This window comes from Streptomyces sp. NPDC008092 (assembly GCF_042957285.1).
GTDB lineage: Bacteria > Actinomycetota > Actinomycetes > Streptomycetales > Streptomycetaceae > Streptomyces.
Window position 1 is genome coordinate 477,859 of record NZ_JBIBHY010000003.1, and the last position, 24,780, is coordinate 502,638.

Annotated in this window: 29 protein-coding genes; 19 read left to right on the plus strand and 10 right to left on the minus strand. The window is 72.1% G+C overall.

What is annotated here, in order from left to right:
- Nucleotides 1-136 precede the first annotated feature (136 nt).
- The 5 genes from ACFZB3_RS11380 to ACFZB3_RS11400 all read left to right on the plus strand — a co-directional run bounded on the left by ACFZB3_RS11380 (nucleotide 137) and on the right by ACFZB3_RS11400 (nucleotide 4,968).
- Nucleotides 137-991, plus strand: coding sequence for a bifunctional methylenetetrahydrofolate dehydrogenase/methenyltetrahydrofolate cyclohydrolase (locus ACFZB3_RS11380; RefSeq protein ID WP_391373148.1), 855 nt, complete (start codon nucleotides 137-139; stop codon nucleotides 989-991).
- Nucleotides 981-1,409, plus strand: coding sequence for a DUF3017 domain-containing protein (locus tag ACFZB3_RS11385; protein ID WP_391373151.1), 429 nt, complete (start codon nucleotides 981-983; stop codon nucleotides 1,407-1,409). The genes ACFZB3_RS11380 and ACFZB3_RS11385 overlap by 11 nt, the downstream gene beginning before the upstream one ends.
- A gap of 287 nt (nucleotides 1,410-1,696) precedes the next feature.
- Nucleotides 1,697-2,173: a helix-turn-helix domain-containing protein gene (locus ACFZB3_RS11390; RefSeq protein ID WP_391373154.1), complete on the plus strand. Its 477-nt coding sequence runs from the start codon at nucleotides 1,697-1,699 to the stop codon at nucleotides 2,171-2,173.
- A gap of 330 nt (nucleotides 2,174-2,503) precedes the next feature.
- A complete protein-coding gene (locus ACFZB3_RS11395; protein ID WP_391373157.1) occupies nucleotides 2,504-3,571 on the plus strand; it encodes a helix-turn-helix domain-containing protein in 1,068 nt (355 codons plus the stop codon).
- 407 nt (nucleotides 3,572-3,978) lie between these two features.
- Nucleotides 3,979-4,968, plus strand: coding sequence for a malate dehydrogenase (locus tag ACFZB3_RS11400; protein WP_361283170.1), 990 nt, complete (start codon nucleotides 3,979-3,981; stop codon nucleotides 4,966-4,968).
- A gap of 69 nt (nucleotides 4,969-5,037) precedes the next feature.
- On the opposite strand, the gene ACFZB3_RS11405 is transcribed toward ACFZB3_RS11400, so the two are convergent.
- Nucleotides 5,038-5,724, minus strand: a complete 687-nt coding sequence (locus ACFZB3_RS11405) for an SIP domain-containing protein (protein WP_391373160.1) — start codon at nucleotides 5,722-5,724, stop codon at nucleotides 5,038-5,040.
- 40 nt (nucleotides 5,725-5,764) lie between these two features.
- The gene (locus ACFZB3_RS11410; protein WP_391373163.1) at nucleotides 5,765-7,168 is read right to left on the minus strand and encodes an MFS transporter; all 1,404 of its coding nucleotides are present in this window, start codon (nucleotides 7,166-7,168) and stop codon (nucleotides 5,765-5,767) included.
- Nucleotides 7,169-7,262: 94 nt separating this feature from the next.
- Here ACFZB3_RS11410 and ACFZB3_RS11415 point away from each other — a divergent pair, with 94 nt between their 5' ends.
- The 9 genes from ACFZB3_RS11415 to ACFZB3_RS11455 all read left to right on the plus strand — a co-directional run bounded on the left by ACFZB3_RS11415 (nucleotide 7,263) and on the right by ACFZB3_RS11455 (nucleotide 13,909).
- Nucleotides 7,263-8,189, plus strand: coding sequence for a LysR substrate-binding domain-containing protein (locus tag ACFZB3_RS11415; RefSeq protein ID WP_391373166.1), 927 nt, complete (start codon nucleotides 7,263-7,265; stop codon nucleotides 8,187-8,189).
- Between the two features lie 209 nt (nucleotides 8,190-8,398).
- Entirely contained in the window at nucleotides 8,399-8,578 is a 180-nt protein-coding gene (locus ACFZB3_RS11420) for a hypothetical protein (protein WP_362652427.1), read from the plus strand.
- Between the two features lie 21 nt (nucleotides 8,579-8,599).
- Nucleotides 8,600-9,301 carry a DUF2637 domain-containing protein gene (locus ACFZB3_RS11425; RefSeq protein ID WP_391373170.1) on the plus strand — a complete coding sequence of 234 codons (702 nt, stop codon included), beginning with the start codon at nucleotides 8,600-8,602 and terminating at the stop codon, nucleotides 9,299-9,301.
- 350 nt (nucleotides 9,302-9,651) lie between these two features.
- A complete protein-coding gene (locus ACFZB3_RS11430; protein WP_391373173.1) occupies nucleotides 9,652-10,518 on the plus strand; it encodes a tyrosinase family protein in 867 nt (288 codons plus the stop codon).
- Nucleotides 10,519-10,643: 125 nt separating this feature from the next.
- Complete coding sequence (locus tag ACFZB3_RS11435; RefSeq protein WP_391373176.1) at nucleotides 10,644-12,056, plus strand: condensation domain-containing protein; 1,413 nt, start codon at nucleotides 10,644-10,646, stop codon at nucleotides 12,054-12,056.
- Nucleotides 12,057-12,244: 188 nt separating this feature from the next.
- The gene (locus ACFZB3_RS11440; RefSeq protein WP_391373179.1) at nucleotides 12,245-12,490 is read left to right on the plus strand and encodes a hypothetical protein; all 246 of its coding nucleotides are present in this window, start codon (nucleotides 12,245-12,247) and stop codon (nucleotides 12,488-12,490) included.
- A gap of 35 nt (nucleotides 12,491-12,525) precedes the next feature.
- Complete coding sequence (locus tag ACFZB3_RS11445; RefSeq protein ID WP_391373181.1) at nucleotides 12,526-12,918, plus strand: hypothetical protein; 393 nt, start codon at nucleotides 12,526-12,528, stop codon at nucleotides 12,916-12,918.
- 131 nt (nucleotides 12,919-13,049) lie between these two features.
- The gene (locus tag ACFZB3_RS11450) at nucleotides 13,050-13,400 is read left to right on the plus strand and encodes a hypothetical protein (protein WP_391373184.1); all 351 of its coding nucleotides are present in this window, start codon (nucleotides 13,050-13,052) and stop codon (nucleotides 13,398-13,400) included.
- A gap of 164 nt (nucleotides 13,401-13,564) precedes the next feature.
- A complete protein-coding gene (locus ACFZB3_RS11455; RefSeq protein WP_391373186.1) occupies nucleotides 13,565-13,909 on the plus strand; it encodes a hypothetical protein in 345 nt (114 codons plus the stop codon).
- A gap of 69 nt (nucleotides 13,910-13,978) precedes the next feature.
- Here ACFZB3_RS11455 and ACFZB3_RS11460 read toward each other — a convergent pair whose 3' ends face one another.
- The 3 genes from ACFZB3_RS11460 to ACFZB3_RS11470 form a co-directional block, all read right to left on the minus strand.
- A complete protein-coding gene (locus ACFZB3_RS11460) occupies nucleotides 13,979-14,269 on the minus strand; it encodes a hypothetical protein (RefSeq protein WP_391373189.1) in 291 nt (96 codons plus the stop codon).
- A 194-nt stretch (nucleotides 14,270-14,463) separates the two neighbouring features.
- A complete protein-coding gene (locus ACFZB3_RS11465; protein ID WP_391373192.1) occupies nucleotides 14,464-14,745 on the minus strand; it encodes a hypothetical protein in 282 nt (93 codons plus the stop codon).
- Nucleotides 14,746-14,952: 207 nt separating this feature from the next.
- Complete coding sequence (locus ACFZB3_RS11470) at nucleotides 14,953-15,426, minus strand: hypothetical protein (protein ID WP_391373195.1); 474 nt, start codon at nucleotides 15,424-15,426, stop codon at nucleotides 14,953-14,955.
- A 464-nt stretch (nucleotides 15,427-15,890) separates the two neighbouring features.
- On the opposite strand from ACFZB3_RS11470, the gene ACFZB3_RS11475 reads away from it, so the two are divergent.
- The 3 genes from ACFZB3_RS11475 to ACFZB3_RS11485 all read left to right on the plus strand — a co-directional run bounded on the left by ACFZB3_RS11475 (nucleotide 15,891) and on the right by ACFZB3_RS11485 (nucleotide 17,830).
- A complete protein-coding gene (locus ACFZB3_RS11475; RefSeq protein WP_391373197.1) occupies nucleotides 15,891-16,691 on the plus strand; it encodes a hypothetical protein in 801 nt (266 codons plus the stop codon).
- A 74-nt stretch (nucleotides 16,692-16,765) separates the two neighbouring features.
- Nucleotides 16,766-17,044, plus strand: a complete 279-nt coding sequence (locus ACFZB3_RS11480; RefSeq protein ID WP_391373199.1) for a hypothetical protein — start codon at nucleotides 16,766-16,768, stop codon at nucleotides 17,042-17,044.
- A gap of 135 nt (nucleotides 17,045-17,179) precedes the next feature.
- Nucleotides 17,180-17,830 carry a chaplin family protein gene (locus ACFZB3_RS11485; protein ID WP_391373202.1) on the plus strand — a complete coding sequence of 217 codons (651 nt, stop codon included), beginning with the start codon at nucleotides 17,180-17,182 and terminating at the stop codon, nucleotides 17,828-17,830.
- Here the strand turns inward: ACFZB3_RS11485 and ACFZB3_RS11490 are convergent.
- Both ACFZB3_RS11490 and ACFZB3_RS11495 read right to left on the minus strand, forming a co-directional pair.
- On the minus strand, nucleotides 17,827-18,537 hold the full coding sequence (locus ACFZB3_RS11490; protein ID WP_391373204.1) for an isocitrate lyase/phosphoenolpyruvate mutase family protein: 711 nt from the start codon (nucleotides 18,535-18,537) through the stop codon (nucleotides 17,827-17,829). The two genes, ACFZB3_RS11485 and ACFZB3_RS11490, sit on opposite strands and share 4 nt — an antisense overlap.
- On the minus strand, nucleotides 18,534-19,031 hold the full coding sequence (locus ACFZB3_RS11495) for a carboxymuconolactone decarboxylase family protein (protein WP_391373207.1): 498 nt from the start codon (nucleotides 19,029-19,031) through the stop codon (nucleotides 18,534-18,536). Before ACFZB3_RS11495 ends, ACFZB3_RS11490 begins: the two co-directional genes overlap by 4 nt.
- Before the next feature lie 47 nt (nucleotides 19,032-19,078).
- Here ACFZB3_RS11495 and ACFZB3_RS11500 point away from each other — a divergent pair, with 47 nt between their 5' ends.
- Entirely contained in the window at nucleotides 19,079-20,533 is a 1,455-nt protein-coding gene (locus tag ACFZB3_RS11500) for an aminotransferase class I/II-fold pyridoxal phosphate-dependent enzyme (protein ID WP_391373210.1), read from the plus strand.
- Between the two features lie 51 nt (nucleotides 20,534-20,584).
- A complete protein-coding gene (locus tag ACFZB3_RS11505; RefSeq protein ID WP_391373213.1) occupies nucleotides 20,585-21,073 on the plus strand; it encodes a carboxymuconolactone decarboxylase family protein in 489 nt (162 codons plus the stop codon).
- Nucleotides 21,074-21,176: 103 nt separating this feature from the next.
- Here the strand turns inward: ACFZB3_RS11505 and ACFZB3_RS11510 are convergent, their stop codons facing one another.
- Genes ACFZB3_RS11510 through ACFZB3_RS11520 form a run of 3 tightly spaced genes read right to left on the minus strand, consistent with a single transcriptional unit; the run spans nucleotide 21,177 to nucleotide 24,773 of the window.
- Nucleotides 21,177-21,974, minus strand: a complete 798-nt coding sequence (locus ACFZB3_RS11510; RefSeq protein ID WP_391373216.1) for an aminotransferase class IV — start codon at nucleotides 21,972-21,974, stop codon at nucleotides 21,177-21,179.
- Between the two features lie 28 nt (nucleotides 21,975-22,002).
- A complete protein-coding gene (locus ACFZB3_RS11515) occupies nucleotides 22,003-23,217 on the minus strand; it encodes an FAD-dependent monooxygenase (RefSeq protein WP_391373219.1) in 1,215 nt (404 codons plus the stop codon).
- A complete protein-coding gene (locus ACFZB3_RS11520; protein ID WP_391373221.1) occupies nucleotides 23,214-24,773 on the minus strand; it encodes an AMP-binding protein in 1,560 nt (519 codons plus the stop codon). Before ACFZB3_RS11520 ends, ACFZB3_RS11515 begins: the two co-directional genes overlap by 4 nt.
- Nucleotides 24,774-24,780 lie beyond the last annotated feature (7 nt).

Consider the following 24,780-nt stretch of genomic DNA (forward strand, 5'->3'; position numbering starts at 1 on the left):
ACTGCGCCGCTCATCGTTTAGTACGGACGTGTTGTTGTCCACCCTGATTCGCGATGTGTTGTGCAAGTGCAACATCATTGATCATGACCGCGCACCCGACTGGAACCGGGAGACCGGTATCCGCGAGGATGGAGCCATGACCGCCCAGATTCTCGATGGCAAGGCCACCGCAGCCGCGATCAAGTCCGATCTGACCGCCCGCGTGGCGGTGCTGAAGGAGAAGGGCGTCACGCCCGGCCTCGGCACGATCCTGGTCGGGGACGACCCCGGCAGCCAGAAGTACGTCGCCGGCAAGCACCGCGACTGCGCGCAGGTCGGCATCGCCTCCATCCAGCGCGAACTCCCGGCCACCGCGAGCCAGGAGGAGATCGAGGCGGTCGTCCGCGAGCTCAACGACGACCCCTCCTGCACCGGCTACATCGTCCAGCTCCCGCTGCCCAAGGGCATCGACGAGAACCGCATCCTGGAGCTGATGGACCCGCACAAGGACGCGGACGGCCTGCACCCGATGAACCTCGGCCGCCTGGTGCTCGGCGAGCCCGCACCGCTGCCCTGCACCCCCAACGGCGTGCTCACCCTGCTGCGCCGGTACGGCGTCGAGATCAAGGGTGCCGAGGTCGTGGTCGTCGGCCGCGGTGTGACCATTGGGCGCCCGATGCCGCTGCTGCTCACCCGGCGCAGCGAGAACGCGACGGTGACCCAGTGCCACACCGGCACCCGGGACCTCGCGTCGCACCTGAAGCGCGCCGACATCATCGTCGCCGCCGCCGGCTCCCCGCACCTGATCCGCCCCGAGGACGTCAAGCCGGGCGCCGCCGTCCTCGACGTCGGTGTCTCCCGCACCGCCGACGGCAAGATCGTCGGGGACGTGCACCCCGGGGTCGCCGAGGTCGCCGGGTGGCTCTCGCCGAACCCCGGCGGGGTCGGGCCGATGACGCGCGCGCAGCTGCTCGTCAACGTGGTCGAGGCGGCGGAGCGCAGTGTCGGCTGAGCGCGGTCACGAGCAGGGTGCGGGGCGCCGGGCGACCCGGCGCTTCCCGCTGTTCACCCGGGACACGGCACGCCCCGAAGGGGGCGGCAGGGCCGCGTCGGGGGATCTGCCGGCGCCGGCCCGGCAGTGGCCGATGCTGGTGGTCCTCGCGACCGTCGCGGTCGGGCTGCTGCTGACCTCCCTGGACCAGTTCCGGATCGGCGCGCTGCTGATCGGGGCGGCGCTGCTGGCCGGGGCGGTGATGCGCTGGATACTGCCGAGCGTGGGCATGCTGGCGGTCCGGTCGCGGTTCACGGACATCGCCACCTACGGGGTGCTGGGGCTGGCGATCGTGCTGCTGGCGTTGATGGCGCAGCCGAAGCCGTGGCTGGTGATCCCCTATCTGAAGGACACGCTGCACTTCACGATGAAGAGCTAGCGGGCTCCGTTCCGTTCCGTTTCGATCCGTTCCGTTTCGGGTGCGGGTGCGGGGCGCCGAGGCGGCCCGTCCCCTCCCCCGAGCAGGACGGACCGCCGTCGGGAACCAGCCTTCCCACCGCGCGGCGGCTGTTCAACGGCTGTCAGCCGGCTGTGGCAGAGAGGTGACAGTTCCGCTACGGGCCGCCCGTACTGCCGCTGCCTGCGGGAACCGGCGGGCCGCCCGCCGTCGTCACCCGCTCTGAACTGGCAACGAACTGGCAACGAGGCAGGCCGTGGAGGTGCGTGATGGGCGGCTGGCAGCCGCTGCCGGAGGGGCTCCCGCCGGAGGTGCGGCACTTCGTGGAGCAGCTGCGGCTCCTCAAGGACGACACCGGCCTCAGCCTGGTCGCGCTGGGCGCCCGCACCGCGTACAGCAAGTCCTCCTGGCAGCGCTACCTGAACGCCGTGCAGCCGCCGCCCCGCCAGGCCGTCGTCGCGCTGTGCCGGGTGGCGGGCCTGGCCGGCGCGGACGCCGAACGGCACGCCGTGCGCTGGGAGCTCGCCGTCGAGGCCTGGCCGCGCCCGGCGACCCCGCCGGACCCGGACCGCCCGCCCGGCACGGGGGAGACGGAGGGGTACGAGGACGATCCGACCCTTCCCTGGTGGGACCGGCCGGAGCAGGACCCGGCGCCCCGCCCGCACGGCCGCCTGCTGCTGTCCGCGGTCCTGCTGCTGCTCGCCCTGCTCCTCGTGACGGTCGTCGGCGCCGTGGCTCTCGGGTGACCTGTGCCGCCTGTGACCTGCGAGGTCACGGCTGGATGACCGGTGTGCCGATGTGTTGACAAGTTCGCGGATATGTCACGGAGCCGACCCACAACCGGGCTAACGTGTCCAATCGGGACGAGCCGAGGGCCTGTTGGACCGTAAGGCGGACGGCGTGCGACGGTGCATGCCGGACGGGTCGATGCTCCAGTGCGCCCCCTGTCCGGGGACTGTTCTCCGCGACCGCCGCATCCCGCTGGGTAGCCAGAACGGGGACCGGCGCGGGGGGCACCGCGCGAGGGGAAACGCGGGGGAAGACACGGTACGAACCGGGGGAAGAGGGGGGAAGCAATGCCTCGTTGGAAAGCCCTGCCGGACGAACTCGATCCGCAGGTCAAGGAGTTCGCGACCCAGCTGCGGCGGCTCGTGGACCGCAGCGGTCTGAGCGTCGCGGCACTGTCCGACCGCACCGGCTACGCCAGGACGTCCTGGGAGCGCTATCTCAGCGGCCGCCTGCTGGCACCGAAGGGCGCGGTCGTCGCGCTCGCCGAGGTCACCGACACCGATCCGGTCCACCTCACGACCATGTGGGAGCTGGCCGAACGGGCCTGGAGCCGTTCGGAGATGCGCCACGACATGACCATGGAGGCGATCCGGATCTCCCAGGCGCGGGCGGCGCTCGGGGAGTTCGGGGCACCGCCCGCCACGTCCTCCGGTGCCGAAGGCGGAGGCGGGGGTGGAGGCGGGGGCGGCAAGGCCCCCCGCCGGGTGGGCAGTGCGGTGGCGATGCCGGGGATCGCCGGACCGGCGGGCGTCTCGCCCACCATCCCGCCCCAGCCGACGGCACCCGACGCGAACCGCCGGGAGGGCCCGGGCGCCCGCGGCCCGGCCGCGCCCCCGCCCCCGGCCCCGCCCGGTGGCGGGGGCAGGCGGCGGCTGACGATGTTCCTCGCCGGGGTCGTCGGCGTGGTCGTGGTCATCGCCGCGGTCCTGTTCCTCACCGGAGGCGACGGCGGCGGCCGGAAGAACCAGGGCAACGGCGCCTCGGCCACCCCGTCCTCCGCCACCAGCAGCGACCTCCCGGCCGGGGTGAAGTGCGCGGGCGCCGGCTGCACCGGCAAGGACGCGGAGGCCATGGGGTGCAGCGGGGACCTCGTGACCACCGCGAAGACCGTCTCGGTCGGCGCGGCCACCCTGGAGGTCCGCTACAGCCGGAGCTGCGGCGCCGCGTGGGGCCGGATCACGGGCGCCGCCCGGGGCGACGCGGTCCGGGTCACGGCCGGCACCGCCACGGAACGCGGTGACATCACGGCCGCCGGGGACACGATCGCGTACACGCCGATGGTGGCGGTGCGGGACGCGGCGCAGGCGAAGGCGTGCGCGACGCTGGCGTCGGGGCAGACGGGCTGCACCACGTAAGGAAACGTGCGCGCGCCGAGCTGTCGGACCGCGGCCCGCGGCCCGCAGTCCGCAGTCCGCAGTCCGCGGCCCGCAGTCCGCGGTCCGCGGGCCGCGAAGAAATCGGCGGCCCACAGGAATGCCTGCCTCCGTTCTGGGCACGCGACACGTATCCCCCCACGGGAGTCCGGAATCCGGCCCCCCGAGTGGCGGCCGTCCTGTCTCACCTCTCCCGGACAGGCGGCCGCCTCTTTCGTGGGGGAGTTTTGTGGGGTGAGCCACACCGACCCCTCGCCCTCCGGCATCCTTGATGCGCGATAGCCTGACCGGTGGATCTCTTGATACCAAGAGATCGATCATTTGTACGTCCGCACCCCAGGGCACCCAGGGCAAGGACGCCCACCGCCAGCTGTCATACGGAGAACGCCATGACCCGCACTCCCGTGAACGTCACCGTCACCGGCGCGGCCGGCCAGATCGGTTACGCCCTGCTCTTCCGCATCGCCTCCGGCCAGCTGCTCGGCGCGGACGTGCCGGTCCGGCTCCGCCTCCTGGAGATCACCCCCGCGCTCAAGGCCGCCGAGGGCACCGCGATGGAGCTCGACGACTGCGCCTTCCCGCTGCTCCAGGGCATCGACATCTCCGACGACCCGAACGTCGCCTTCGACGGCGCCAACGTCGCCCTCCTGGTCGGCGCCCGCCCCCGTACCAAGGGCATGGAGCGCGGTGACCTGCTGGAGGCCAACGGCGGCATCTTCAAGCCGCAGGGCAAGGCCATCAACGACCACGCCGCGGACGACATCAAGGTCCTGGTCGTCGGCAACCCGGCCAACACCAACGCGCTGATCGCCCAGGCCGCCGCCCCGGACGTACCGGCCGAGCGCTTCACCGCGATGACCCGCCTCGACCACAACCGCGCGCTGACCCAGCTCGCGAAGAAGACGGGCTCGACGGTCGCCGACATCAAGCGCCTGACGATCTGGGGCAACCACTCCGCCACCCAGTACCCGGACATCTTCCACGCCACGGTCGCCGGCAAGAACGCCGCCGAGGTCGTGAACGACGAGAAGTGGCTGGCCGAGGAGTTCATCCCGACCGTCGCCAAGCGCGGCGCGGCCATCATCGAGGCCCGTGGCGCGTCCTCCGCGGCCTCCGCCGCCAACGCGGCCATCGACCACGTGCACACCTGGGTCAACGGCACCGCCGACGGCGACTGGGCCTCCATGGGCATCCCGTCGGACGGCTCCTACGGCGTCCCGGAGGGCCTGATCTCCTCCTTCCCGGTCACCACCAAGGACGGCGTCTACGAGATCGTCCAGGGCCTGGAGATCAGCGAGTTCTCCCGTGCCCGCATCGACGCCTCGGTCAAGGAGCTGGCGGAGGAGCGCGACGCGGTCCGCGCCCTCGGCCTCATCTGAGCCTCCCGCACCTCGACGGGCCCCGCGCCGGATTCCTCCGGAGCGGGGCCCGTCGCCGTGTCCGCGGTGTCATTCCATGCCGCGCTTCCCCGGTGTCCAGAACGGCTTGGTGAGCACCGCGCGCCGGTCCCAGCCCGCCTCCTGGACCAGCACCTTCCGCACCGCCTGCACGGCCCGCGCCTCCCCGGCGACGTACGCCACCCCGCCGGGTTCGGGAGCGAGCCGCCGTACCGCCTCCGGCAGCGAGGTCTCTGTCCTGAGCAGCCAGTCGAGGCGGTCCGCGTGAGGGAGGGGCAGCCGGTCGGCGGCCGTCTCCGTCTCGACGCAGCCGGAGATCAGGGCGTCCTCGGGCAGTGCCGCGAGCATCGCGCCGAAGGCGACCGCGGCCGTCTCGTCGCCGACGAAGACGTGGTGGCCGGCGTCCGGGCGCAGGGTGAAGGTGCCCTCCGGCCTGCGCAGCCGGACCTGCTCGCCCGCCTCGACGGTGCGGCCCCAGCGGGCGCCCGGTCCGCCCTCGGAGTGGTCGAGGACGCACAACTCGACCACTCCGGACGGGTCGTAGCGCCAGACGGAGTAGGTACGGAGGGTCAGGCCGGTGACCAGGACCCGGACCTGCTGGCCGGGGCGGACGTCGAGGCCGGCGAGCTGGTCGCCGTCGATGCGCAGGCGGCGCATCCGGGCGGTGATCTGTTCGGCCTCGGTGACGGTGCCGCGCAGGGTCAGCAGGTCGAGGACGGGGTTCAGGAGGGCGGGCATCGGGGGGCTCCTCAACGGGCCGTAGTGTGCGGGGAGTTGCTCAGGCGCCGGTAGAACGCGATAGTACGCGTTCCGGGTCGGACGCGATAGTGCGTGTCGGGGTGCGGCGGCCGTGACCGGCCACCACGAGTGCCGTCGCGGCGAGGACCAGCGTCGCGACGGTACGCAGAGCGGGGCCCATCCCGGAGGCGAGGTCGGCGTGCCCGGACAGGACCGTGCCGGTGACCGCGACCCCGAGGGCCGCGCCGGTCTCCCGGGCCGTGGTGCCGAGCCCGGAGCCCAGGCCCGCCTGGTGCGGTGGGAGCGAGCCGACCACGCCGAGGGTGAGCGCGGGCATGGACAGCCCGGTACCGGCCGAGATGACCAGCAGCCAGCAGGCGTACGTCCAGTACGGCGTGGCCGCGTCGACCGTGGAGGCGCCGAGCAGACCGAGGCCGATCAGGGCGAGCCCGGCGCCGACGACCGCGCGCGGGTGGCCCGCCCAGCGGGCGGCGAGCCTCGGGACCAGGGCCATGCCGATCGTCAGCGGCATGATGGCGACGCCGGTCACGGCCGCGTCGTAGCCCTTCACACCCTGCAGGTACTGCGAGTTGACGAAGAAGAGGGAGAAGAGGCCGAAGAAGCAGGCCGCCGTGCCCAGGGACGCCGAGCGCAGCCGGGCCGAGGCGAAGACGCGCGGGTCGAAGAGGGGGCGCGGCGAGCGCAGCGCGTGCGCGGTGAACAGGGCGGTCAGGACGGCGCCCGCCGCGAAGGAGCCGAGGATGGGCGCCGACGTCCAGCCGTACGTGGTGCCCTCGATGATGCCGAACAGCACCGCCACCAGACCGGCCGTCAGGAGCAGGGTGCCGAGCGGGTCGAGGTTGCTGCGCGCGGAGCGTTCGGTGCGCGGGGTGACGACGGCGACGGCGAGGGCGAGCAGGGCGGCCAGCGGGACCATGGCGGCGAACAGGGCCCGCCAGGACAGGAACTGCCCGACCAGGCCGCCGCCCAGGTTGCCGGCCGCGCCGCCCAGGCCCAGCGCCAGGGTCCAGGAGGCGAGGGCGCGGGCGCGCCGCTCCGGGGCGGAGAGGTGGACCAGGATCGACATGGTCGCCGGGGTGATCAGGGCGGCCCCGGCGCCGGACAGGCCGCGGCCCGCTATCAGCACGGCCGGATCCGGCGCGAGCGCGCTGGTGGCCGCGCCCGCCGCGAACAGGGCGAGCCCCGCGAGCAGGGCGCCCTTGCGGCCGTACCGGTCGCCGAGCGCGCCGGCCGGGATGAGCAGGGCGGCGAAGGCGATGACGTAGGCGTCGACGGTCCACAGGATCTCGCTGTGCGAGGGGTGCAGCGACGACGCGGCCAGTTCGGGGATGAGCAGGTTGATGGCGGCCACCATGCTCTGCGCGACCAGCACACAGGCGCACAGGACGAGCAGGACAGGGCGTTTCAGGGCGTGCGAGGGCACGGCTCCTCCCGGGAGCTGGTGGGTGGTGTGGGATGCCCTGTCACCGTAGGGTCGGCACCGACCTGCTTTCCAGTGCAACCTTTGCAAGGGGTAAATGCGCGTGACGCAATCCGCTGGTTCCCCCGGCAGCCTCGACCTGAACCTGCTGGTCGCGCTGGACGTCCTCCTGGAGGAGCAGAGCGTGCAGGGGGCCGCGCGGCGGCTGCACCTGTCCGAACCGGCCATGAGCCGCACCCTCGGCCGGATCCGCCGGGCCCTCGGCGACCCGGTGCTGGTGCGCGCCGGACGCCGGATGGTGCCGACCCCGCACGCGCTGGCCGTGCGCGCCGAGGTGAGCGCGGTGGTGGAGCGGGCGCGGGCGCTGTTCGCACCGGGCCGGGACACCGATCTGCGGACCGTGTCCCGGACGTTCACGATCATCGGCTCGGACGCGATCGCCGGCACCCAGGCCGCCGCCCTCTTCGCCCGGGCCGCCGCGGAGGCGCCCGGCATCCGCATCCGCTTCCTCGCCGAGGCCCACGTGGACCTGCCGTACCTGCGGCAGGGCACCGCCGACCTGGAGGTCGGCGCGATCGACACCACCGCGCCCGAGGTGCGGGTGGAGCAGCTCCACGAGGACCGCATGCTCGGCGTCGTACGCTCCGGACACCCGCTGCTCGCGGGCGAGCTGACGCCCGAGCGGTACGCGACCGCGGCCGGTCACCTGAACGTCTCGCGGCGCGGCAAGCTGTACGGCCCCGTCGACGCCGCGCTGGCCGAACTCGGCCTGGAACGCCGTGTGGTGGGAACCGTCGGCACCTTCCCGGCCTCCCTCTTCGTGCTCCGCGACTCCGACCTGATCGGGCTGATCAGCTCCTGGGGAGTCCCGCTGGCCACCGCCCTGGGCCTCACCACCTTCGAGGTCCCGCTGCCCCTGCCGCCGATTCCCCTGGGCCTGGCCTGGCACCCACGCCACGACGCCGACCCGGCACACGCCTGGCTGCGTGGCTGCGTACGGGAGCTCGTAGCCTCCGGGGCATGACCGGCGCCCCCCGGCTGGCGGCGAGCCGGTTCCTCCGGACGGCCGTGTCGCCGTTCATTTAAATTCAGTATTCACGGAGTGCAATCCCCTGCATATTCATAATTTCCTCGGCGGGGGAGGCAGCGGGCGGTGGGAATTATATAACTTCTCTTCCGGGTGACGGAATTCCCCCGAACGCTCCAAATCCCACCCAGTGTGACGGTCGTTAGGTGACCGTGACGCGATTGGACTGGTGCGCAGCCGAAGATCATCCGACAACCCTGCTCCGCTGGCCCGGCGGTATGGATATCACCTCATGCTCGGACTTGCTCGATGATTTCCTGAAGAGAATCAACGCGATGGAAAATGAATATCGGCGGACCATGGCTGATCTGTACGGCGCGTTCTGAGGCAGGCTGCGGAGGTATTCGATGGACGGGATTCAGCACGACCCGGGGCCGGGTCTGTACGACCACACCGGCTTCTACGACCATCCCGGTCTCTACGAGCACGCCTGGGGTGCCCCGGAGCCCGACGTCGCGCCGAGCGACTGGGACCCGGTCGAGGAGCTGGCGCAGATACTGTCCGCGCCGACCGGTGTCGCTGCGGCCCCCACCCTGCTGGACGTGCCGGCCCAGCGCCGGGGCAGCCGCCGGCGGGTCCGCCATCGGGTCCGCCACGACTCCCACCTGCTCGACGGCGGCCGGAGCGTCACGCACATCACGCTCCTGATCGCGATGGTCTCGCTGTGCGCGGTGTCCATGCTGGCCTGGTCCCTCTGCTACTCCTACGCGCAACTGCGCGGCATCGCCTCGTCGGTGCTCCCCGGGGGGCTGGCCCGGTACTGGCCGCTGACGGTCTACGGCCCGTGGTTCGTGGCGGCGCTGTCCGTCCTGCGGGCCACCGCGCAGCGCCGGAGCGCGCGGCGGTCCTGGTGTGTCGTGCTGGTCGCCTCCGTCGTGGCCGTGGCCCTGTGCGTCAGCCACTCCTCCCATGCGCTGTTGTCCTTAGTCATCTTCGGGATTCCGCCCGTCACCGCCCTGGTCTGCTTCTGGGAGCTCGTCGGCCAGATCTCGACCAAGGGCAGGCCCCGGCACGCCACGCCCACCGCGTCGGCGAGCACCACGCCCTGAACCCGGGCCCCGACCCGGACCCGGGGGGCGTCGCCCCCCGGACCCCCGTCGCCGAGTGCGCCACCGCTCGGCGACGCCGCGTTCGTGCACAGCGGCCAGGTCCGCCTGCGCCTGTCCGCGCACCCCGCCGCGGGAGTACCTCGACACGGACTCCGCGCGGAGCGGCGGCAGGGTGGCGGCCGTCCTGAAGGGTTCCTGAAGGGGTTCGGGTCCCTGGTGATCGCCGACCGGAAGCCGGGTCCCGGGCCGGCCGCCCGGCACGGCGCTGTGTCACCGGTCCGGCCGCAGGGCGGTGACCCGAAGGTATGTCCGGCGGTTACCCCTCCGGCCGATACCCGAGGGAGGCGCAGGTGGTCTACACCCGGAAGAACGTCAACAAGCTGACCGCGGCCGAGCGGCGCCGGTTCGTGGGCGCCCTGCTGGAGGTCAAACGCCGCGGCGAGTACGACGAGTTCGTACGGATCCACATCGCGCACAACTCCGCCGACCGGGAACACCGGTTGCGCACCGCCCACATGGCGCCCTCCTTCCTGCCCTGGCACCGCAGGCTGCTGCTCGAGCTGGAGCGGGCACTGCGCCGGGTGGACGCGTCGGTGACGGTTCCGTACTGGGACTGGACCCGTGACCGGGCGCCGAACTCCCTGCCGTGGACCGACGATCTGCTCGGCGGCAACGGGCGGCGCTCGGACCGGCAGGTGATGACGGGCCCGTTCGCGTACCGGACGGGCCACTGGAAGATCACCGAGAACGTGACCGACGTGCCCTACCTCACCCGCGATCTCGGCCATCCCCGGGCGCCGATCCAGTTGCCGACCGGAGACGACGTCGAGTCCGCCCTCGCCGACCCGGTCTACGACAGCTGGCCCTGGAACTCGGCCGTCACCCGCGGCTACCGCAACAAGCTGGAGGGCTGGGGGAGCGGCCGGGGCAGCGTCTCCTGGCAGAACCACAACCGGGTCCACCACTGGGTGGGCGGGGCGATGGTCAGCGCCGCCTCCGTCAACGACCCGGTCTTCTGGCTGCACCACTCCTTCGTCGACCTGTTGTGGACCCGCTGGCAGCAACGGCACCCCGGCCACACGTACCTGCCCGCCGAACCCCCCGGCGCGGGCGACCCCCAGCGCGGCCGGATCGTGGCCCGGCACGAGCGGCTGCCGCCGTGGGACGTCACACCGGCCGAACTGGAGGACGTGCGCGGGATCTACAGGTACGAGTGAGGCGGGGCGCTTGTCCGTTCGAGATGTCACACATCCCGCTGAAATCGCGGCGACACAACGATCATCGCGCGCGTACGGCTTGCCGTTGGTGACGAAGCTGGTGTCTTCTGCGAAGGAGAGCCACCGTGCGAATTTCTGACATCCAGCGCTGTGAGATCCGGCCCGGACGGCTCGTCGAGTGGAGGTTCAGCCCGGTGACGATCGCGGCCGCGGCAGCGCTGCCGCCGGATCCGCGGCCGCCGGCGTACATCCAGGAGTCGCACATCAGAACAGCCCGGTCGGTGCGGGAGGACGGACTGTTCGTACCGACCTGGCTCGGCGCGGCGTTCGATCTCCCGGGCGAGGTCGATCTCGACGCGCTGGAAGGGGCGTTGCGCGGCTGGACGCTGCGTCACGAGACGCTGCGCAGCGGATTCCGCTGGGCCGGTGACGAGATGCAGCGGTTCACCCTCGACGAGAACGACGTGTCGCTGCACCGCGAGGAGGTCGGCGAGTTCACCGACACGGGGGCACTCACCCGGTACCTGCAGGATCGGTTCGACGCCGCCGCGGACGCGCTCGGCTGGCCGAACCTCATCTACACGGCGGTCGTACGCGAGGACTCCACCAGCGTGTACATGGCCTTCGACCACACCAACGTCGACGCCTACTCGATCCACCGGCTCCCGGAGGAGATCCACGGACTGTACGCGGCGGCCGTCGCGGGAAGCCCGGTCACCGGTCCGTCCGTGGGGAGTTACGTCGACTTCTGCGAGCAGGAGCGGGCGAACGCGGACGGCATCGACGACTCCCACGCGATCGTCGCCCGCTGGCGGGAGTTCATCGCCCGGTGCGGCGGGCGGCTCCCGGAGTTCCCCGTCGACCTGGGGCTGGAGCCCGGCGGTGCGCTGCCGACCCAGAAGCTGGTGTGCGAGCCGCTCGTCGACGCGGCCGCCGCCGCCGCGTTCGAGGCGTACTGCCGCCCCTACGGCGGCAGTCTGGTGGGCATCCTGGCCGCGACCAGCCTGATCGTCCACGAACTCGGCGGCCAGCCGGTCTACCGCACCGTGGTGCCGTTCCACACCCGGCTGAAGTCCGCGTGGTCGGACTCCGTGGGCTGGTACGTCGGCGGCGCACCCATCGAGGTACCCGCGGCACGGAACCTGGAGGGCGCGCTCGACACGGTCCGCGCCGAGCTGCGGGCCAACCGGTCGCTGGCGCGCATCCCGCTGGCCCGCGTACTGCGGCTGCTCGGGTCGGACTTCCGCCCGACCTCGCCCGACATGTACTCGATCATCTCGTACGTGGACGCCCGCCTCATCCCCGGCGCGGCCGACTGGGCCGAGCAGAAGGCGTACGGGCTGCTCCGGGTCTCCTACGGCGACCAGGTGTGCGCCTGGGTCAACCGGCTGCACGAAGGACTCTGGTTCGCCTGCCGCTACCCGGACACCGACATCGCCTACAAGAACGTGCGGCGGTACGTCGAGAGACTGCAGGACCTGATCCTCTCCGTGCCGGCGCCCGAGCGCCCGCGGCCCGCGGAGCTGGCGCTCTCCTGACCCAACTCTCCCCGCCCATAAGGTGATTATGTGTTGCTATATCACCCTCGGGGCGGATGTCCGTTGTGGAGCGGCTTATCCCGCTACTGCTAGTGTTCACGCCATCACGCTAGGCAATCAACTCGCTGTGTGAGCAGCTGTATGAGCAGCTGTGTGAGCAGCTGTACGAGCAAAGGACCGAGGGTTCCATGCGCAAGCTTCAGCAGGTCGTGATCGCAGCAGTGGCGGCCGCCGGCGGCCTGTCCGCCGTCGGTGCCACCCCGGCCGTGGCCGACTCCTACGACAGTGGGCCGCAGGTGTCCAACCACTACCGCCCCTACCAGGAGTGCAGCCCGCAGACGGTGGCCGAGAACGACGTCCCGATCGGCGTGCTCGGCCTCGCCGACGCCCTCGACACCAACTGCGGCCAGTACAACCAGGCTTTCACCGGCTGAGTCGGCGGGTGTCCTCTCGACAGGAAGCGCAGCGCATGTTCAGCGGGAAGATCAGCGGGAAGAAGATCGCGGCCGTCTCGGGTCTCGTCGGCGGTCTCGCCGTGGCCTGTGCCGGCCTCGCCCCGGCGTACGCCGCGGCGGGTCCGGGCGGGTGCACCGACGATCTCATGGGCAACCTCACCTGCACCCAGCGGATCAGGGGCGAGGTTCCCGAGGGCGGGACCCCGCCGCACCAGGAGACCTGCAAGCCGGTGCAGCCCGTGCAGTTGCCCGCCGTCCTGGGGCAGGGGAGGGAGCGGCTCGGGCCCGAGGTGACCTGTTCCCCCGGAACCGTCGGGGTGGCGCCCGTGGAGAAGGGTGACGAGCCGGATTCGCCCGCCGACCCGTTCCGCGTCATGGGCCGGATCCTTCCGGTCGGCGGCCGGTAGCGCCAATACGGCAGACGGGGCTGATGCGCAACATGGCGGGCGTAGATCCCCGGTTGACTACGGAGGGTGTGTATATGCTCACATTAAGTAGTCGAGCCGGGCGTCAACGCCTGGACCAGAAAGGGTCAATCATGCGTAAGTTTCAGCGCGTCGCACTCGTAGCGGCGACGGTTGCGGGGCTCTCCTTCCTCGGTGCCGGGGTCAGCTCCGCCGCCGGTGGCGAGGACGCGCCTCCGCAGATCACCGCCGTGGCCAACTCGTCGGCCAACGCCCTGGCCGTCGGCGGTGGTTACTACGCCCCTCCGCAGACCCAGCTGCAGCCGCAGGCCCAGCTGCAGGCGCAGCCCGAGGCGCAGCCGCAGGCCCAGCCGCAGGTGCAGGCGCAGCCCGAGGCCCAGCCGCAGGTGCAGGCGCAGCCGCAGGAGCAGGGGAACTCCAGCCCCGAGCAGGGTGGTTACGACCAGAACCAGGGTGGCGAGTAAAAACGCACCCCGCGCGAACTCGGTACCCCGCGCCGGCACCGCTTCGGTCCGTTCGCCGGTGTGCTGAGTGACAACCATGGCGAAGGCAGCCCGGACGCACCCCGACTCCGTCGAGGTATGCGTCCGGGCTGCTGTGCGTCGCCCTTCACAGAGGAAGACAACTCATGTTCACTGCACGGAAGATCGCCACCGTCTCGGGGCTCGTCGGCAGTCTCGCCGCGCTCTGTGTCGGCGCCGGGCACGCGTACGCGGACCCGGCCCCGAGTGACTGCAGGACCACCGCCCAGGGCGGCACCGTCTGCGTCCACAAGAGCGAGTCGCGTATCGACAAGAACGGGACGCACGTCCTCAAGCAGGCGCAGGACTGCTCCACCTCCGACCGTCCGCGCGTGGTGTTCCCGGACGACCAGACGGCGGGTGACGGCTCCACCCGCGCCGGGGAGGTCGTGGACTGCTCCAACAAGGCGGAGCTGCCCAAGGGGTTCAAGAGGCCGCACATCGAGTTCTGAGCGCCGCACACGCAGAAGTCCCCGGTTTCCCGGCCGTCGGCCGGGAAACCGGGGACTTCTGGTCTGGCCCTACTTGCCGAACGCGCTGTTGCTGCAGCCCATGGACGACCCCAGGGACGACTGCTGCGCACCCGAGTTGCCCTCGCCGTTGAGCAGGTTGCCGCCCAGGCCGTTGAGGATGCCGACCTCGCCGAGAATGTCGAGGTTCAGGTCGTGCGACTTGCAGCTGCTGCTCTGCTGGATGTTGAATTCGTCGCCCTTCTTGCCCCAGCCCTGGTCGGCATGGGCGGCGCCGGCGCCGAGGAGCCCGAGGCTCCCGAATGCGGTGACGAGAACGGCGGCGGTGCGGAGCTTGTGCATGTCATCTCCGATGAACGAGGTGGATGCGATCTGCGAGAAGTCGCGATCTGTGTCATAAAGGCTGATACGAAATAACCGAGATATCCGTGCGACGCGCCGAATTCCGTTGTAATTCGCTGCCTTGGCGCCGGCCGACACACACGAATGGTCCCGGCGCCCGGCGCCGGGACCATTCACTGATGCTGTTGCCGGCCTCAGAAGGCGCTGTTGTTGCAACCCATCGTCGAACCGAGGTTGGTGGCCTGGGCGCCCGGGTTGCCCTCGCCGTTCAGGGCGCTGCCCAGCAGGCCGTTGAGCAGGCCGACCTCGCCGAGGACGTCCAGGTTCAGGTCGTGCGACTTGCAGTGCGAGCTCTGGTTGATGTTGAACTTGTCGCCGTGCCCGTGGCCCTCGCCGCCGGCGTAGGCCGTGCCGCTGACGAGGCCGATGCTGCTGAGCGCGGCGACCAGGACGGCAACGTTGCGAAGCTTGCGCATGTCATCTCCGTGGAGTGGGGGGTTGCGATCTGTGGAAGATCGACTTTTTACAGTTACGGGAGATTAGTACGTAATACGCCAAATTTGGCAGCGACGCGCTGTTCTCTCCGGTGCACTGAAGAAACACCCGAAAAGTCGTATGCCCCGTGGCCGGGCCTGTCGGCCGTGGCTCTCGAAAGACCCGTGCGGGGCTGCGACTTCCGGCCGTCAGCCCTGGCGCTGGGCGCTGGCGAGGGCGTTCGACTGGCTGTTGGCCTGGCTGCAGTCGATGCCCCGGGTCTGGGAGGCCGCGAGCACGGCGACCGGGATGTTCGCGTCGAGCAGGGACTGCGGGCTGCACTCCTGGTACGGGCGGAACAGGTTGTTCTGCTCCACCGGTCCGCCCTGCGCCTGTTGCGGGGCCTGCGGCGAGATCTGGGGGCTGATCTGCGGGTTCAGCTGGGGGTTGAGCTGCGGGGCGACCTCGGTGCCGCGCTGTGGCGCCTGTTGGGGGGCCGGCGCGCCGTACGTCTGGGCGGTCGCCTGGGCGGAGGTGGCCGCGGCGGCCTGGGCGTCCGGCTGGGACAGGGGGGTCGGTCCGGTCCCGTAGGAGACGGGGGCGGCGGAGCTGGGGCCGGCACCGACAGCGGTCAGACCGCCGGCTGCTGCGACGATGAGCGCGACTTGCCGAAACTTGCGCATGGAATCCTCGGCTCTTCATTTGATCTGTGCACGGAACCTGATGAAATGACTGATGCGGCAGCGCGGTTATCGCCTTATCGCCGCCCCGGGCGCCTGGGATGGCCCTTCGCCCTCACCCCGTGGGGAACGAGAGGTGTGCGGACCCGGATACGGGCGCATGGTCGCGTCACCCGTTTGCCAAAAGGCATATGAGCGGCAACGTCCGTATCGGTGACGGCAATTGGGTGACGCGGCTCGGAATTCCCGTGACCATCGCCGGACATTCCTCGTTCCGGAAGGGAGAGGGCAGCGGCCGAGGACCTGAGGAGAACGAGGCGAATCGCTGCCGGCTCCGATGCGAAGTTCGCGTGCTGCTCAGGAGTACCGCTGCTGAAAGTGCAGTGTCATTACCGCACCATCTGCACGCGACCGCACTGAACGCAATGGACTTTCTCATCTCCAGGTATCGAAGGGCCGAGGGTTTCATGCGCAAGCTTCACAAGGCCGCGCTCGTTCTGGCAGCGGCCGGCGGTCTGTCCGCCATCGGCGCAGGCGTCAGCTATGCCGACGCTCCCGTCGGATACGGCGGTCCGGCTCCGGCACCGGCTCCGGACCAGCCGTATCCCCAGGCCCCGGCGCCCGCTCCGCAGCAGGCCCCCTACGCCGCGGGCCAGACGCAGGGCTCGGCCCAGGCCACCGTCCCCGCCTACCCGCAGCAGCAGGCCGCGCCGCCGCAGTACCAGCAGCAGGCCCCGCCGCCGCAGTACCAGCAGGCGCCGCCGCCCCAGCAGTACCCGCAGCAGACCGGTTACGCCGCCGCCTCGGCCTCCTCCCAGGGCTCGGCGCAGGCCACCGCCGCTCCCGCGTACGCGCAGCCGCAGCCGCAGTACGCTCCGGCACCGCAGTACCAGCAGGCGCCGCCGCCCCAGCAGTACGCCCAGCCGCAGGCCGCTCCCGTGTACGCGCAGCCGCAGCCGCAGCCGCAGTACGCCCCGGCGCCGCAGTACCCCCAGCCGCAGCCCCAGCCCGCCCCGCCGCAGGTCGTGCCGCAGGTGATGCCTCAGGTCATGCCGCAGGTCGCGCCGCAGCTGGCCGTTCCCCAGGGCTACGCCCCGGAGGGCCCGACGCGCGTCACCCCGCAGGTCAACCCCCAGGTGAACCCGCAGGTGAACCCGCTCATCAACCCCGTCCTCGGCGCGCCGGGCGTGCCCGGCCTCGCGCCCGTCGGCCTCGGCCAGGTCGCGGCGCCTCCGGTCGGCCAGCTGGGTCTTCCCCGCCTCGGCTGACGCGGTCCGGCCACCCTCCGCACCGTCCATTCGATCCGTAGCGGACCACCGTCCGCTCGACCAACGGAGAACACATGCGCAAGTTCCACAAGGCGGTCCTCGTGGGCGCCGCCGTTCTCGGCAGCGTCTGCTCGTTCGGCGGCAGCACCGCCTTCGCACACGGTGAGCCGGGTCACGACATCGACGTCACCCAGGGCACCGAGTGCCGCTCGCACGACATGAACATCGAGGTCCTCGGCAACGTCAGCGCCCTCACGGGTCTGGCGGGCAACCTGCTGAACGGCGAAGGGAACCCGGGTGCGCAGCAGAGCCACCTCGGCTCGGACATGGGCTGCAACAACCAGGCGCTCTGACCTGACCGGCCGCCTCTCTCCTCGTCTCTCCCCACCTATCTCCCCAACGTTTCACCGAGTCCGGGTGACTGCCCGCGACGCGTCTGGAAGGGCAGGTACCCCATGAAAAGGGTTACCCGGAACAGTGTGATCGCCATGGCCGTCGCCTCTGGCGCGATGGCGGTCGCGGGGACGGCGCACGCCGACTCCGCCGCGGAGGGCACCGCGAGCAACTCGCCCGGACTGGCGTCCGGCAACAACATCCAGTTGCCGGTGGACATCCCGGTGAACGTGTGCGGGAACACCGTGGACGTGATCGGGCTGCTGAACCCCGCGATGGGCAACAAGTGCGCCAACGAGGGACACAAGGCGCCGGACAAGGCGGGCTCCAGGACGTCGGGCCGGGCCTCGGCCGAGGGAACCGCCCACGACTCGCCGGGAGTTCTCTCCGGCGACCTCGTCCAGATTCCGGTCGACGTGCCCGTGAACCTCAGCGGCAACAGCGCGAACCTGGTGGGCATCCTCAACCCGGTCTTCGGCAACGAGTCGAGCAACGGCTCGGACGACCAGCCCGACGGGCCCGGCCCGTCCACCCCCACCACGCCGCGGGTCCACCAGCAGCCGCACCACCCGGCCGAGGCGCACCCGCGGACCACGGTCGTGCGGCAGCGGACGACCGGCACGCTCGCCCAGACCGGAGCGACGAGCCCCTGGGCGCCGGCCGCCGTGAGCCTGGCATCGCTGGCGGCCGGCGCGGTGCTGTACCGGCGCTTCCGTCCCGGGACGGGCAGCGCCTCGTACGTCTAGCGCGGAACCGCGTGCAGTGACCGCAGGGCCAGCCGCAGCAGGCCAGGTCCGAACGTGACGCGGGTGGCCCCGAGTCCGCCGAGTCCGGCGGGCGAGGGGCCGTCGCCGTCCAGGGCGGCGTACATGTTCAGCGGGCCCTCGATGCCGGCGCGCAGGAGGGGGAGCACGGCGGTCGGGGCGTGGATCGGGTAGACGCAGTCGGCGCCCGCCGCCACGTACAGCGCGGCCCGCTCGATGGTCCGGTCGGGGTCGGTGACGCCGCGCGCGAAGGTGTCGACGCGGGCGTTGAGGAACAGCCGGTCACCGGCGGCCGCGCGGACCTCGGCCAGCCACTCGGCGTGCTCGTGCGGGTCCTTGAGGACACCCCCGCCGGAGTCTTCGAGGTTGCAGCCGGCCACGCCCGCCGCCAGCAGGCGTTCGACCAGCTCCTTCGGCGCCAGCCCGTAGCCGTCCTCCACGTCCGCCGACACCGGTACGTCCACGGCGCGGGTGATCCGGGCGACCGCCGCGAACATCTCCGCCGCCGGAGTGCCGCCGTCCGCGTACCCCAGACTCGCCGCCACCCCGGCACTGGGCGTCGCCAGCGCCGGGAACCCGGCCGCCGCCAGGGCCCGGGCGCTCGCCGCGTCCCACGGGCCGGGCAGCACCAGGGGGTCTCCCGGCGGGCGCCCGTGGTGCAGCGCCCGGAAGGCGCCGGCCTTGCTCACCCGTGCTGTCCCGGCGTGTAGTGCCCGGGGACCATCCGGGTCGTCACGGCGAACCGGTTCCAGGAGTTGATCACGATGATCGAGGCGATCAGCTGCGTCAGCTGCACCTCGTCGAAGTGCTTGGCGGCCCGCTCGTAGACCTCGTCCGGCACGAAGCCGTCGGTCAGCACCGTGACGGCCTCGGTCAGCTCGATCGCGGCGATCTCCTTCTCGGTGTAGAAGTGCTTCGACTCCTCCCACGCGCTGAGCTGGACGATGCGCGCGATGCTCTCGCCCGCCGCGAGCGCGTCCTTGGTGTGCATGTCGAGGCAGTAGGCACAGTGGTTGAGCTGCGAGGCGCGGATCTTCACCAGCTCGAACAGCTTGGCGTCCAGGCCCTTACGGGCGGCCCCGTCCAGCCGGACCATCGCCCGGTAGACCTCGGGCGCGTGCTGCGCCCAGGCGAGGCGGGGGGTGTGCTCGGGGACGTACTCGGCGTTCTCCTGGTTGCTCATGGTGACGACACTAGGTGCCAGGCAGCCCAGAGGTATGGTCCATTTCCATGGAGAATCCATGGGCCAATCAGCCCGCCCGCCGCACTCCGCCCACGCGGGCCGCCCTGGGCATCGACCTCCACCTGGAACCGGCCGCCGGTCCGGGCCTGCGCCGGGGCCTGACCGACGGGCTGCGCGAGGCCGTGCGCAGCGGCCGGCTGCTCCCCGGCACCCGGCTGCCCTCCTCCCGCTCCCTCGCCGCCGACCTGGCCGTCGCCCGCAACACCGTCGCCGACGCCTACGCCGACCTGGTCGCCGAGGGCTGGCTCACCGCCCGGCAGGGCTCCGGCACCCGGGTCGCGACGGGCCTGCCGCCGGTGCGGCAGGCGGAGCCCCCCGCGGGTACGGCCGCCCACCAACCCGCCTACGACCTGCGCGCCGGCTTCCCCGACGTCTCCGCCTTCCCGCGCGCCGAGTGGCTGAAGGCCGCCCGCCGCGCCCTCACCGCCGCCCCCAACGAGGCCTTCGGCTACGGCGACCCACGCGGCCGCCCCGAACTGCGCACCGCGCTCGCCGCCTACCTCGCCCGCGCCCGGGGCGTGCGCGCCGACCCCGAACGGATCGTGATCTGCGCCGGGTTCTCGCACGGCCTGAGCCTGCTCGGCCGGCTACTGCGGGCCCGCGGGGCGGACACGGTCGCCGTGGAGTCGTACGGCCTCGACGAGCACTGGCAGCTGCTCACGGCGGCCGGTCTCCGCCAGGTCCCGCTGCCCTTCGACGATCTCGGCACGGACACCACGAAGCTGGCCCGGGGGCCGGCCGCCGTACTGCTGACCCCCTCCCACCAGTTCCCGATGGGCGTGCCGCTGCACCACGACCGGCGGGCGGCCGTCGTGGACTGGGCGCGGCGCACCGGCGGCCTGGTCCTGGAGGACGACTACGACGGAGAGTTCCGCTACGACCGCCGGCCCGTCGGCGCCCTCCAGGGCCTGGCCCCCGACGAGGTGGTCTACCTGGGCACCGCCAGCAAGTCCCTCGCGCCCGGCCTGCGGCTGGCCTGGATGGTGCTGCCCCCGGAGCTGGCCGGGGAGGTGACGGCGGTCAAGGGCGGCGTGGACACCTGCGGGACCCCGGACCAGCTGACACTGGCCGAGTTCATCACCTCCGGCGGCTACGACCGCCACGTCCGGGCGGCCCGCTCCCGCTACCGGCGGCGCCGGGACGCCCTGGTCGGAGCCCTCGCCGAGCGCGCCCCCGCGATCCGGGTCACCGGTATCGCGGCGGGCCTGCACGTCGTGCTGCGGCTGCCGCCCGGCACCCGGCGCCGGGTGGTCCGCGCCGCCGCCGAACGCGGCCTCGCCGTCGAAGGGCTCGTCCCGCGCCACCGCCACCCCGAGGCCGCCGTCGAGGCCCCGGACGCCCTCGTCCTCGGCTACGGCACCCCGCCCGACCACGCCTGGTCGGGCGCGCTGGAGATCCTGTGCACGGTGCTGTCCGACCCGGCCGTGACCGGTGTCTCCTGAATTCCCGGACAACGGCCCCGGAATGGAATTGTGGCGGCTAGAGTCTCTGACATGAGCAATGGCGATCAGATTTCCCGTGTGGCCCTCAAGAAAATCACCCCTGACGTCTCCTCGGCGATGGGTTCCCTGCATGCCGCCGCCGTCGCCGCGGCCGTGGACGCCAAGGTCGAACCGGAAATACTCGAACTGGTCAGAATCCGCGCCTCCCAGCTGAACGGCTGCGCGTTCTGCCTCGACATGCACACGAAGGACGCTCGCGCGCAGGGCGAGACCGAGCAGCGGATCTACGCCCTCAGCGCGTGGCGGGAGACGCCCTTCTTCACCGAACGGGAGCGGGCCGCACTGGCGTTGGCCGAGGCGGTCACGCTGGTCGCCGACGGTCACGTGCCGGACGACGTCTACGCGGAGGCCGCCGGGGTCTTCGACGAGGCGCAGCTCGCGGCGCTCGTGTGGGCGGCGACCGTCATCAACGCGTACAACCGGATCGCCATTGCGACGCGGATGGTGCCGGGGGCTTATCAGCCCAAGGGTGCCGCATAAAAGAAGCCTGATGTCCGGCCCGGTGAGATATCGCCGGGCCGGTTTCTATTTGCGTGTTTCGACTGCGGATGCGGTGGGGCTGGTCGCGCAGTTCCCAGCGTCCCTAAAGGGGCGCTATCGGTTCCGGCGCTTTTTCGTCCAGCCACTCCCGCCATTCCGGTGCCCGTGGCGCCGGGCCCGCGTTCGCCGGGCCTCCCACCCATCGCGTCACCGGTCTGATCCCGTGCAGGGCGTTCACCAGCCACACCTCGCGGTCCGCGAGTTCGGTGAGGGTGCGTTCCCGGTGGGTGACCGGGATGCCGGTGTGTTCCGCGCGCTCGCGGATCAGGGCCAGGGTCACCCCGGGGAGTACCGGGAGGCGGGGCGGCGGCAGGCACAGGGTGTCGTTCTCCCACCAGAGGACGCTCGTGGTGGCCGCCTCCAGGACCACCCCGGACGGGTCCACCAGCACCGCCTCCTGGGCCCCCGCCCGGACCGCCCGGGCGCGCAGCCGGGCCAGGGCGGCGAGGTCGGGTCCCTTGCGGCGGGGTGCGGTGCGCGGGTCCGGCTGGCCGGCCGCCCAGACCTCGACCGTGGAGCCGAGCGGCGGGGCGGGCCGCAGCCGCAACCGCACGTGGTGGGGCGTGAGTTCGACGCGGGGGAACCACTCACCCGTGCGGGGCAGCGCGGCCGTCATGGCCTGCCAGAACTCCAGCATCCGGTACTCCGGCGGCCCGCCGCACTCGCGGCAGGACCGTACGAAGCGGTCCCGGTGGCGGTCCAGGCCGCGCACCCTGCCGTCCCGCACCAGCCAGGAGTCCGCGACCAGCAGCGGTTCGTCGGTCTCCGTGTCCGCGACGGACCGCAGGCCGGCGGCCGGTGACCACGCGAACAGGCCTTCCGGCACGGGCGGTCGTGTCATGACGCCTCCTTCGCCTCCTTCGCCGCGCTCAGTATTTACGGCCCGACAGAGCCGGTGCCCCGCCCCGCGGCCCGTACGGCGCGTGCTCCAGCCAGGATCCGCAGGACGGCAGGACCGGCGCCAGCGCCGCCGCCGCGCGCTGCCGCAGCCGTACGATCCGGCGCCGGGGCCGCAGCTGCTCCAGGGCGGCCCCGGCCGCCTCGCTGTTGAACAGGGCCGCGGCCCGCCGTACCGCCGCGAAGTCGGCCACCGTGCCGGTCGCGACCGCGTCCGCCGCCGCTGCCGCGTCGGCGATCCCGCTGTTCATGCCCCGCGCCCCGAACGGCGGGAAGAGATGTGCGGCCTCCCCGACGAGCAGTACCCGGCGGTGCGGGTCGGTGAAGGAGGCCGCGACCTTGCGCAGGAAGCGGTACGTCGACACCCAAAGGATCCGGTCTGCGTATCCGTCGTGTCCCTCGTGTCCCCCGTGTCCCTCGGCCCCTTCGTGTCCCCCGCCCACCACCGCGGGCAGCCAGCGGCGGACGGCCTCCTCGGTGCCGTACTCCTCCGCCCGGTCGTCGGCGTGGCACTGGAGGTCCACCTGGAAGCCCCCGGTGAACGGCACCCGCAGCACGGTGCGGCCGCCGGCGCCGGGGTGCTCGTAGTGGAAGACGCGTTCGAGGGGCAGTTCGGCGCCCGGCCGGTCCGCCACGTCGACGACCACGTGGAAGCCCTCGCCGTGCGTGCCCTCCATGGGGATGCCGAGCCCGGCCCGGACGGCGGACCGGGCGCCGTCCGCCGCGATCACGTACCCGCAGCTCAGCTCGCGGCCGTCCGCGCAGCTGAGTGACACGCCCGAGGCGGTGGTGCGGACGCCGATCACGCGCGCGTTCCACACGAACTCCACGCCCGCCGCCGCGCAGGCGCCTCGCAGGAAGCGTTCGGTGTCGACCTGGCGCAGGCTGGTGAAGGGCGGCCGGCCGGACGGCGGCGGGAAGGTGCGGGAGTACACCTCCCGCCCCCGGTACAGGGTCCGTCTGGTGTGCCAGGTCCGGCCGTACGAGGTGATCTCGGCGGCGAGTCCCGGTCGCATCGCGTCCAGCAGGGCGAGGCTCTCGCCGTGCACGAACAGGGCCCGGCTGCCCGGCCGTTCACGGTCCTCCGGGTCCGCTTCGAGGAGCAGCACCGGCAGGTCGTGCGCGCGCAGCGCGAGCGCCGCCGACAGGCCCACCGGACCGGCCCCGACCACCACGACCGGGGTCACGCGCGGACACCCGCCGCCAGCATCCGGGTGATCTCCACCCGCTTCACCTTCCAGGTCGCCGTCATCGGCAGTTCCTCGAACCGCCACTGCCGCGGCTCCGCCATCGCCGGCAGGTCGGCGGTCGCCGCCCGCCACCGCTCGGGGTCCAGCGGCCGTTCCCCGCGCACGCACACCACCGGGACCGGCTCCCGGTCGGCGCCCGGCACGATGACCACCTCGCGCAACTCCTCCAGCCGGTCCATGAGGGTGTCCTCGACCTCCAGGTTGCTGTGCACGGAGTCGATCCGGTCGATCTCGCGGTCGATCAGGTACAGCGCGCCCAGCCGGTTCCGGTAGCCCATGTCGCCCATCTGCCACCACTCGCCGTCCAGTTGCCGCTCGTACTGCTCGCGGGCGCCGAGGTAGGTGAGGATGCGGCCCCGGGTGCGGGCCTCGATCCGGCCGGGGGTGCCGGGCGCGGCGGGCTGCCCGTCGGGGCCGGTGACGCGGACGCCGGTGAAGCCCGGGATCCCGATCCCGACCCGCCGCCCGTCGGCGCGGGCCGCGCTCCGGCGGGTGAACCACTGGAAGGCGACCGGGCCGGTCTCGCTCTGCCCGTACAGCTGGAGCAGCCACGGGTTACGGCGCTTCGAGGCGTCGAGGAGCCGCCGTACCGTGCGCGGGTGGATGGCGTCGAACGTCGAGCCGTACGACCTGACGCGCGACAGCGGGGCGCCGGGCGCGTCGGCCAGTTCCTCCCACAGGACGAAGGTGTTGGGGTGGGTCTCGACGATGCCGGGGCGGTGCCGGGCCAGCATCGGGCCGACCTTCGCCGGGTCCGGGTCGGTGATCAGCAGCAGCGGGCTGCCGTAGTGCAGCAGGACGCCCAGCAGGTGGTAGAAGCGGGAGTGCACGAAGGACATGTGCAGGGCCGCGACCTCGCCGCGGGTGGGCCAGCCCATCGCCTGCTGCGGGACCAGGCGGTTCCACATGGTCTGCGGGCAGTGCACGGCGAGTTTCGGGACGCCGGTGGTGCCGGAGCTGTGGGTGATCAGGGCGGGTTCGCGCGGGTGCAGCCGGATCGGCGCGGGGACCTTCGCGCCGGTGTGCTCGGTCAGGGACACCGCGCCGGGCACGCTGTCGACGGTGAGGGTCTGCCGGACCAGCCCGGCGACCTCCAGGCCCTTGAGCCTGGCCCCGTCCGTGACCAGCCACGGCTGCTGCAGTCTGGCGAGCAGCTTGCCGACCACCTCGCCGGACAGCGCGGGCGAGAGCAGCACCGGCACCGCGCCGATCCGGGAGACGGCGCAGGTCAGCAGCACGATGTCCACGTTGTCCGTCTTGTGTACGACGACCTGTTCGGCGGGCCGTACCCCGGCCGCCCACAGCCGCGCCGACAACTCGTCGACGGCGTCCGCGAGTTCCGCGTAGCTGAGGTGGACGCCGAGGTCGGGGTGGGTGTCCAGGGGCCGGTCCAGGGTGACGAACACCCCGCCGTGCCGCTCGGCCGCCCGCCGGAACAGCGGGCCGAGGTAGAAGCCGCGGTCGCCGATGAGGGACACCTGCGAATCCTGCATGGAGACG

What these genes read in the sequence shown, in the direction of transcription:
- ACFZB3_RS11380 (WP_391373148.1), top strand. Translation starts at nt 137, where the DNA reads ATGACCGCCCAGATTCTCGATGGCAAGGCCACCGCAGCCGCGATCAAG.
- ACFZB3_RS11390 (WP_391373154.1), top strand. Translation starts at nt 1,697, where the DNA reads ATGGGCGGCTGGCAGCCGCTGCCGGAGGGGCTCCCGCCGGAGGTGCGG.
- ACFZB3_RS11395 (WP_391373157.1), top strand. Translation starts at nt 2,504, where the DNA reads ATGCCTCGTTGGAAAGCCCTGCCGGACGAACTCGATCCGCAGGTCAAG.
- ACFZB3_RS11400 (WP_361283170.1), top strand. Translation starts at nt 3,979, where the DNA reads ATGACCCGCACTCCCGTGAACGTCACCGTCACCGGCGCGGCCGGCCAG.
- ACFZB3_RS11405 (WP_391373160.1), bottom strand. Translation starts at nt 5,724, where the DNA reads ATGCCCGCCCTCCTGAACCCCGTCCTCGACCTGCTGACCCTGCGCGGC.
- ACFZB3_RS11415 (WP_391373166.1), top strand. Translation starts at nt 7,263, where the DNA reads ATGCGCGTGACGCAATCCGCTGGTTCCCCCGGCAGCCTCGACCTGAAC.
- ACFZB3_RS11425 (WP_391373170.1), top strand. Translation starts at nt 8,600, where the DNA reads ATGGACGGGATTCAGCACGACCCGGGGCCGGGTCTGTACGACCACACC.
- ACFZB3_RS11440 (WP_391373179.1), top strand. Translation starts at nt 12,245, where the DNA reads ATGCGCAAGCTTCAGCAGGTCGTGATCGCAGCAGTGGCGGCCGCCGGC.
- ACFZB3_RS11445 (WP_391373181.1), top strand. Translation starts at nt 12,526, where the DNA reads ATGTTCAGCGGGAAGATCAGCGGGAAGAAGATCGCGGCCGTCTCGGGT.
- ACFZB3_RS11450 (WP_391373184.1), top strand. Translation starts at nt 13,050, where the DNA reads ATGCGTAAGTTTCAGCGCGTCGCACTCGTAGCGGCGACGGTTGCGGGG.
- ACFZB3_RS11455 (WP_391373186.1), top strand. Translation starts at nt 13,565, where the DNA reads ATGTTCACTGCACGGAAGATCGCCACCGTCTCGGGGCTCGTCGGCAGT.
- ACFZB3_RS11460 (WP_391373189.1), bottom strand. Translation starts at nt 14,269, where the DNA reads ATGCACAAGCTCCGCACCGCCGCCGTTCTCGTCACCGCATTCGGGAGC.
- ACFZB3_RS11465 (WP_391373192.1), bottom strand. Translation starts at nt 14,745, where the DNA reads ATGCGCAAGCTTCGCAACGTTGCCGTCCTGGTCGCCGCGCTCAGCAGC.
- ACFZB3_RS11470 (WP_391373195.1), bottom strand. Translation starts at nt 15,426, where the DNA reads ATGCGCAAGTTTCGGCAAGTCGCGCTCATCGTCGCAGCAGCCGGCGGT.
- ACFZB3_RS11475 (WP_391373197.1), top strand. Translation starts at nt 15,891, where the DNA reads ATGCGCAAGCTTCACAAGGCCGCGCTCGTTCTGGCAGCGGCCGGCGGT.
- ACFZB3_RS11480 (WP_391373199.1), top strand. Translation starts at nt 16,766, where the DNA reads ATGCGCAAGTTCCACAAGGCGGTCCTCGTGGGCGCCGCCGTTCTCGGC.
- ACFZB3_RS11485 (WP_391373202.1), top strand. Translation starts at nt 17,180, where the DNA reads ATGGCCGTCGCCTCTGGCGCGATGGCGGTCGCGGGGACGGCGCACGCC.
- ACFZB3_RS11495 (WP_391373207.1), bottom strand. Translation starts at nt 19,031, where the DNA reads ATGAGCAACCAGGAGAACGCCGAGTACGTCCCCGAGCACACCCCCCGC.
- ACFZB3_RS11500 (WP_391373210.1), top strand. Translation starts at nt 19,079, where the DNA reads ATGGAGAATCCATGGGCCAATCAGCCCGCCCGCCGCACTCCGCCCACG.
- ACFZB3_RS11505 (WP_391373213.1), top strand. Translation starts at nt 20,585, where the DNA reads ATGAGCAATGGCGATCAGATTTCCCGTGTGGCCCTCAAGAAAATCACC.
- ACFZB3_RS11510 (WP_391373216.1), bottom strand. Translation starts at nt 21,974, where the DNA reads ATGACACGACCGCCCGTGCCGGAAGGCCTGTTCGCGTGGTCACCGGCC.
- ACFZB3_RS11520 (WP_391373221.1), bottom strand. Translation starts at nt 24,773, where the DNA reads ATGCAGGATTCGCAGGTGTCCCTCATCGGCGACCGCGGCTTCTACCTC.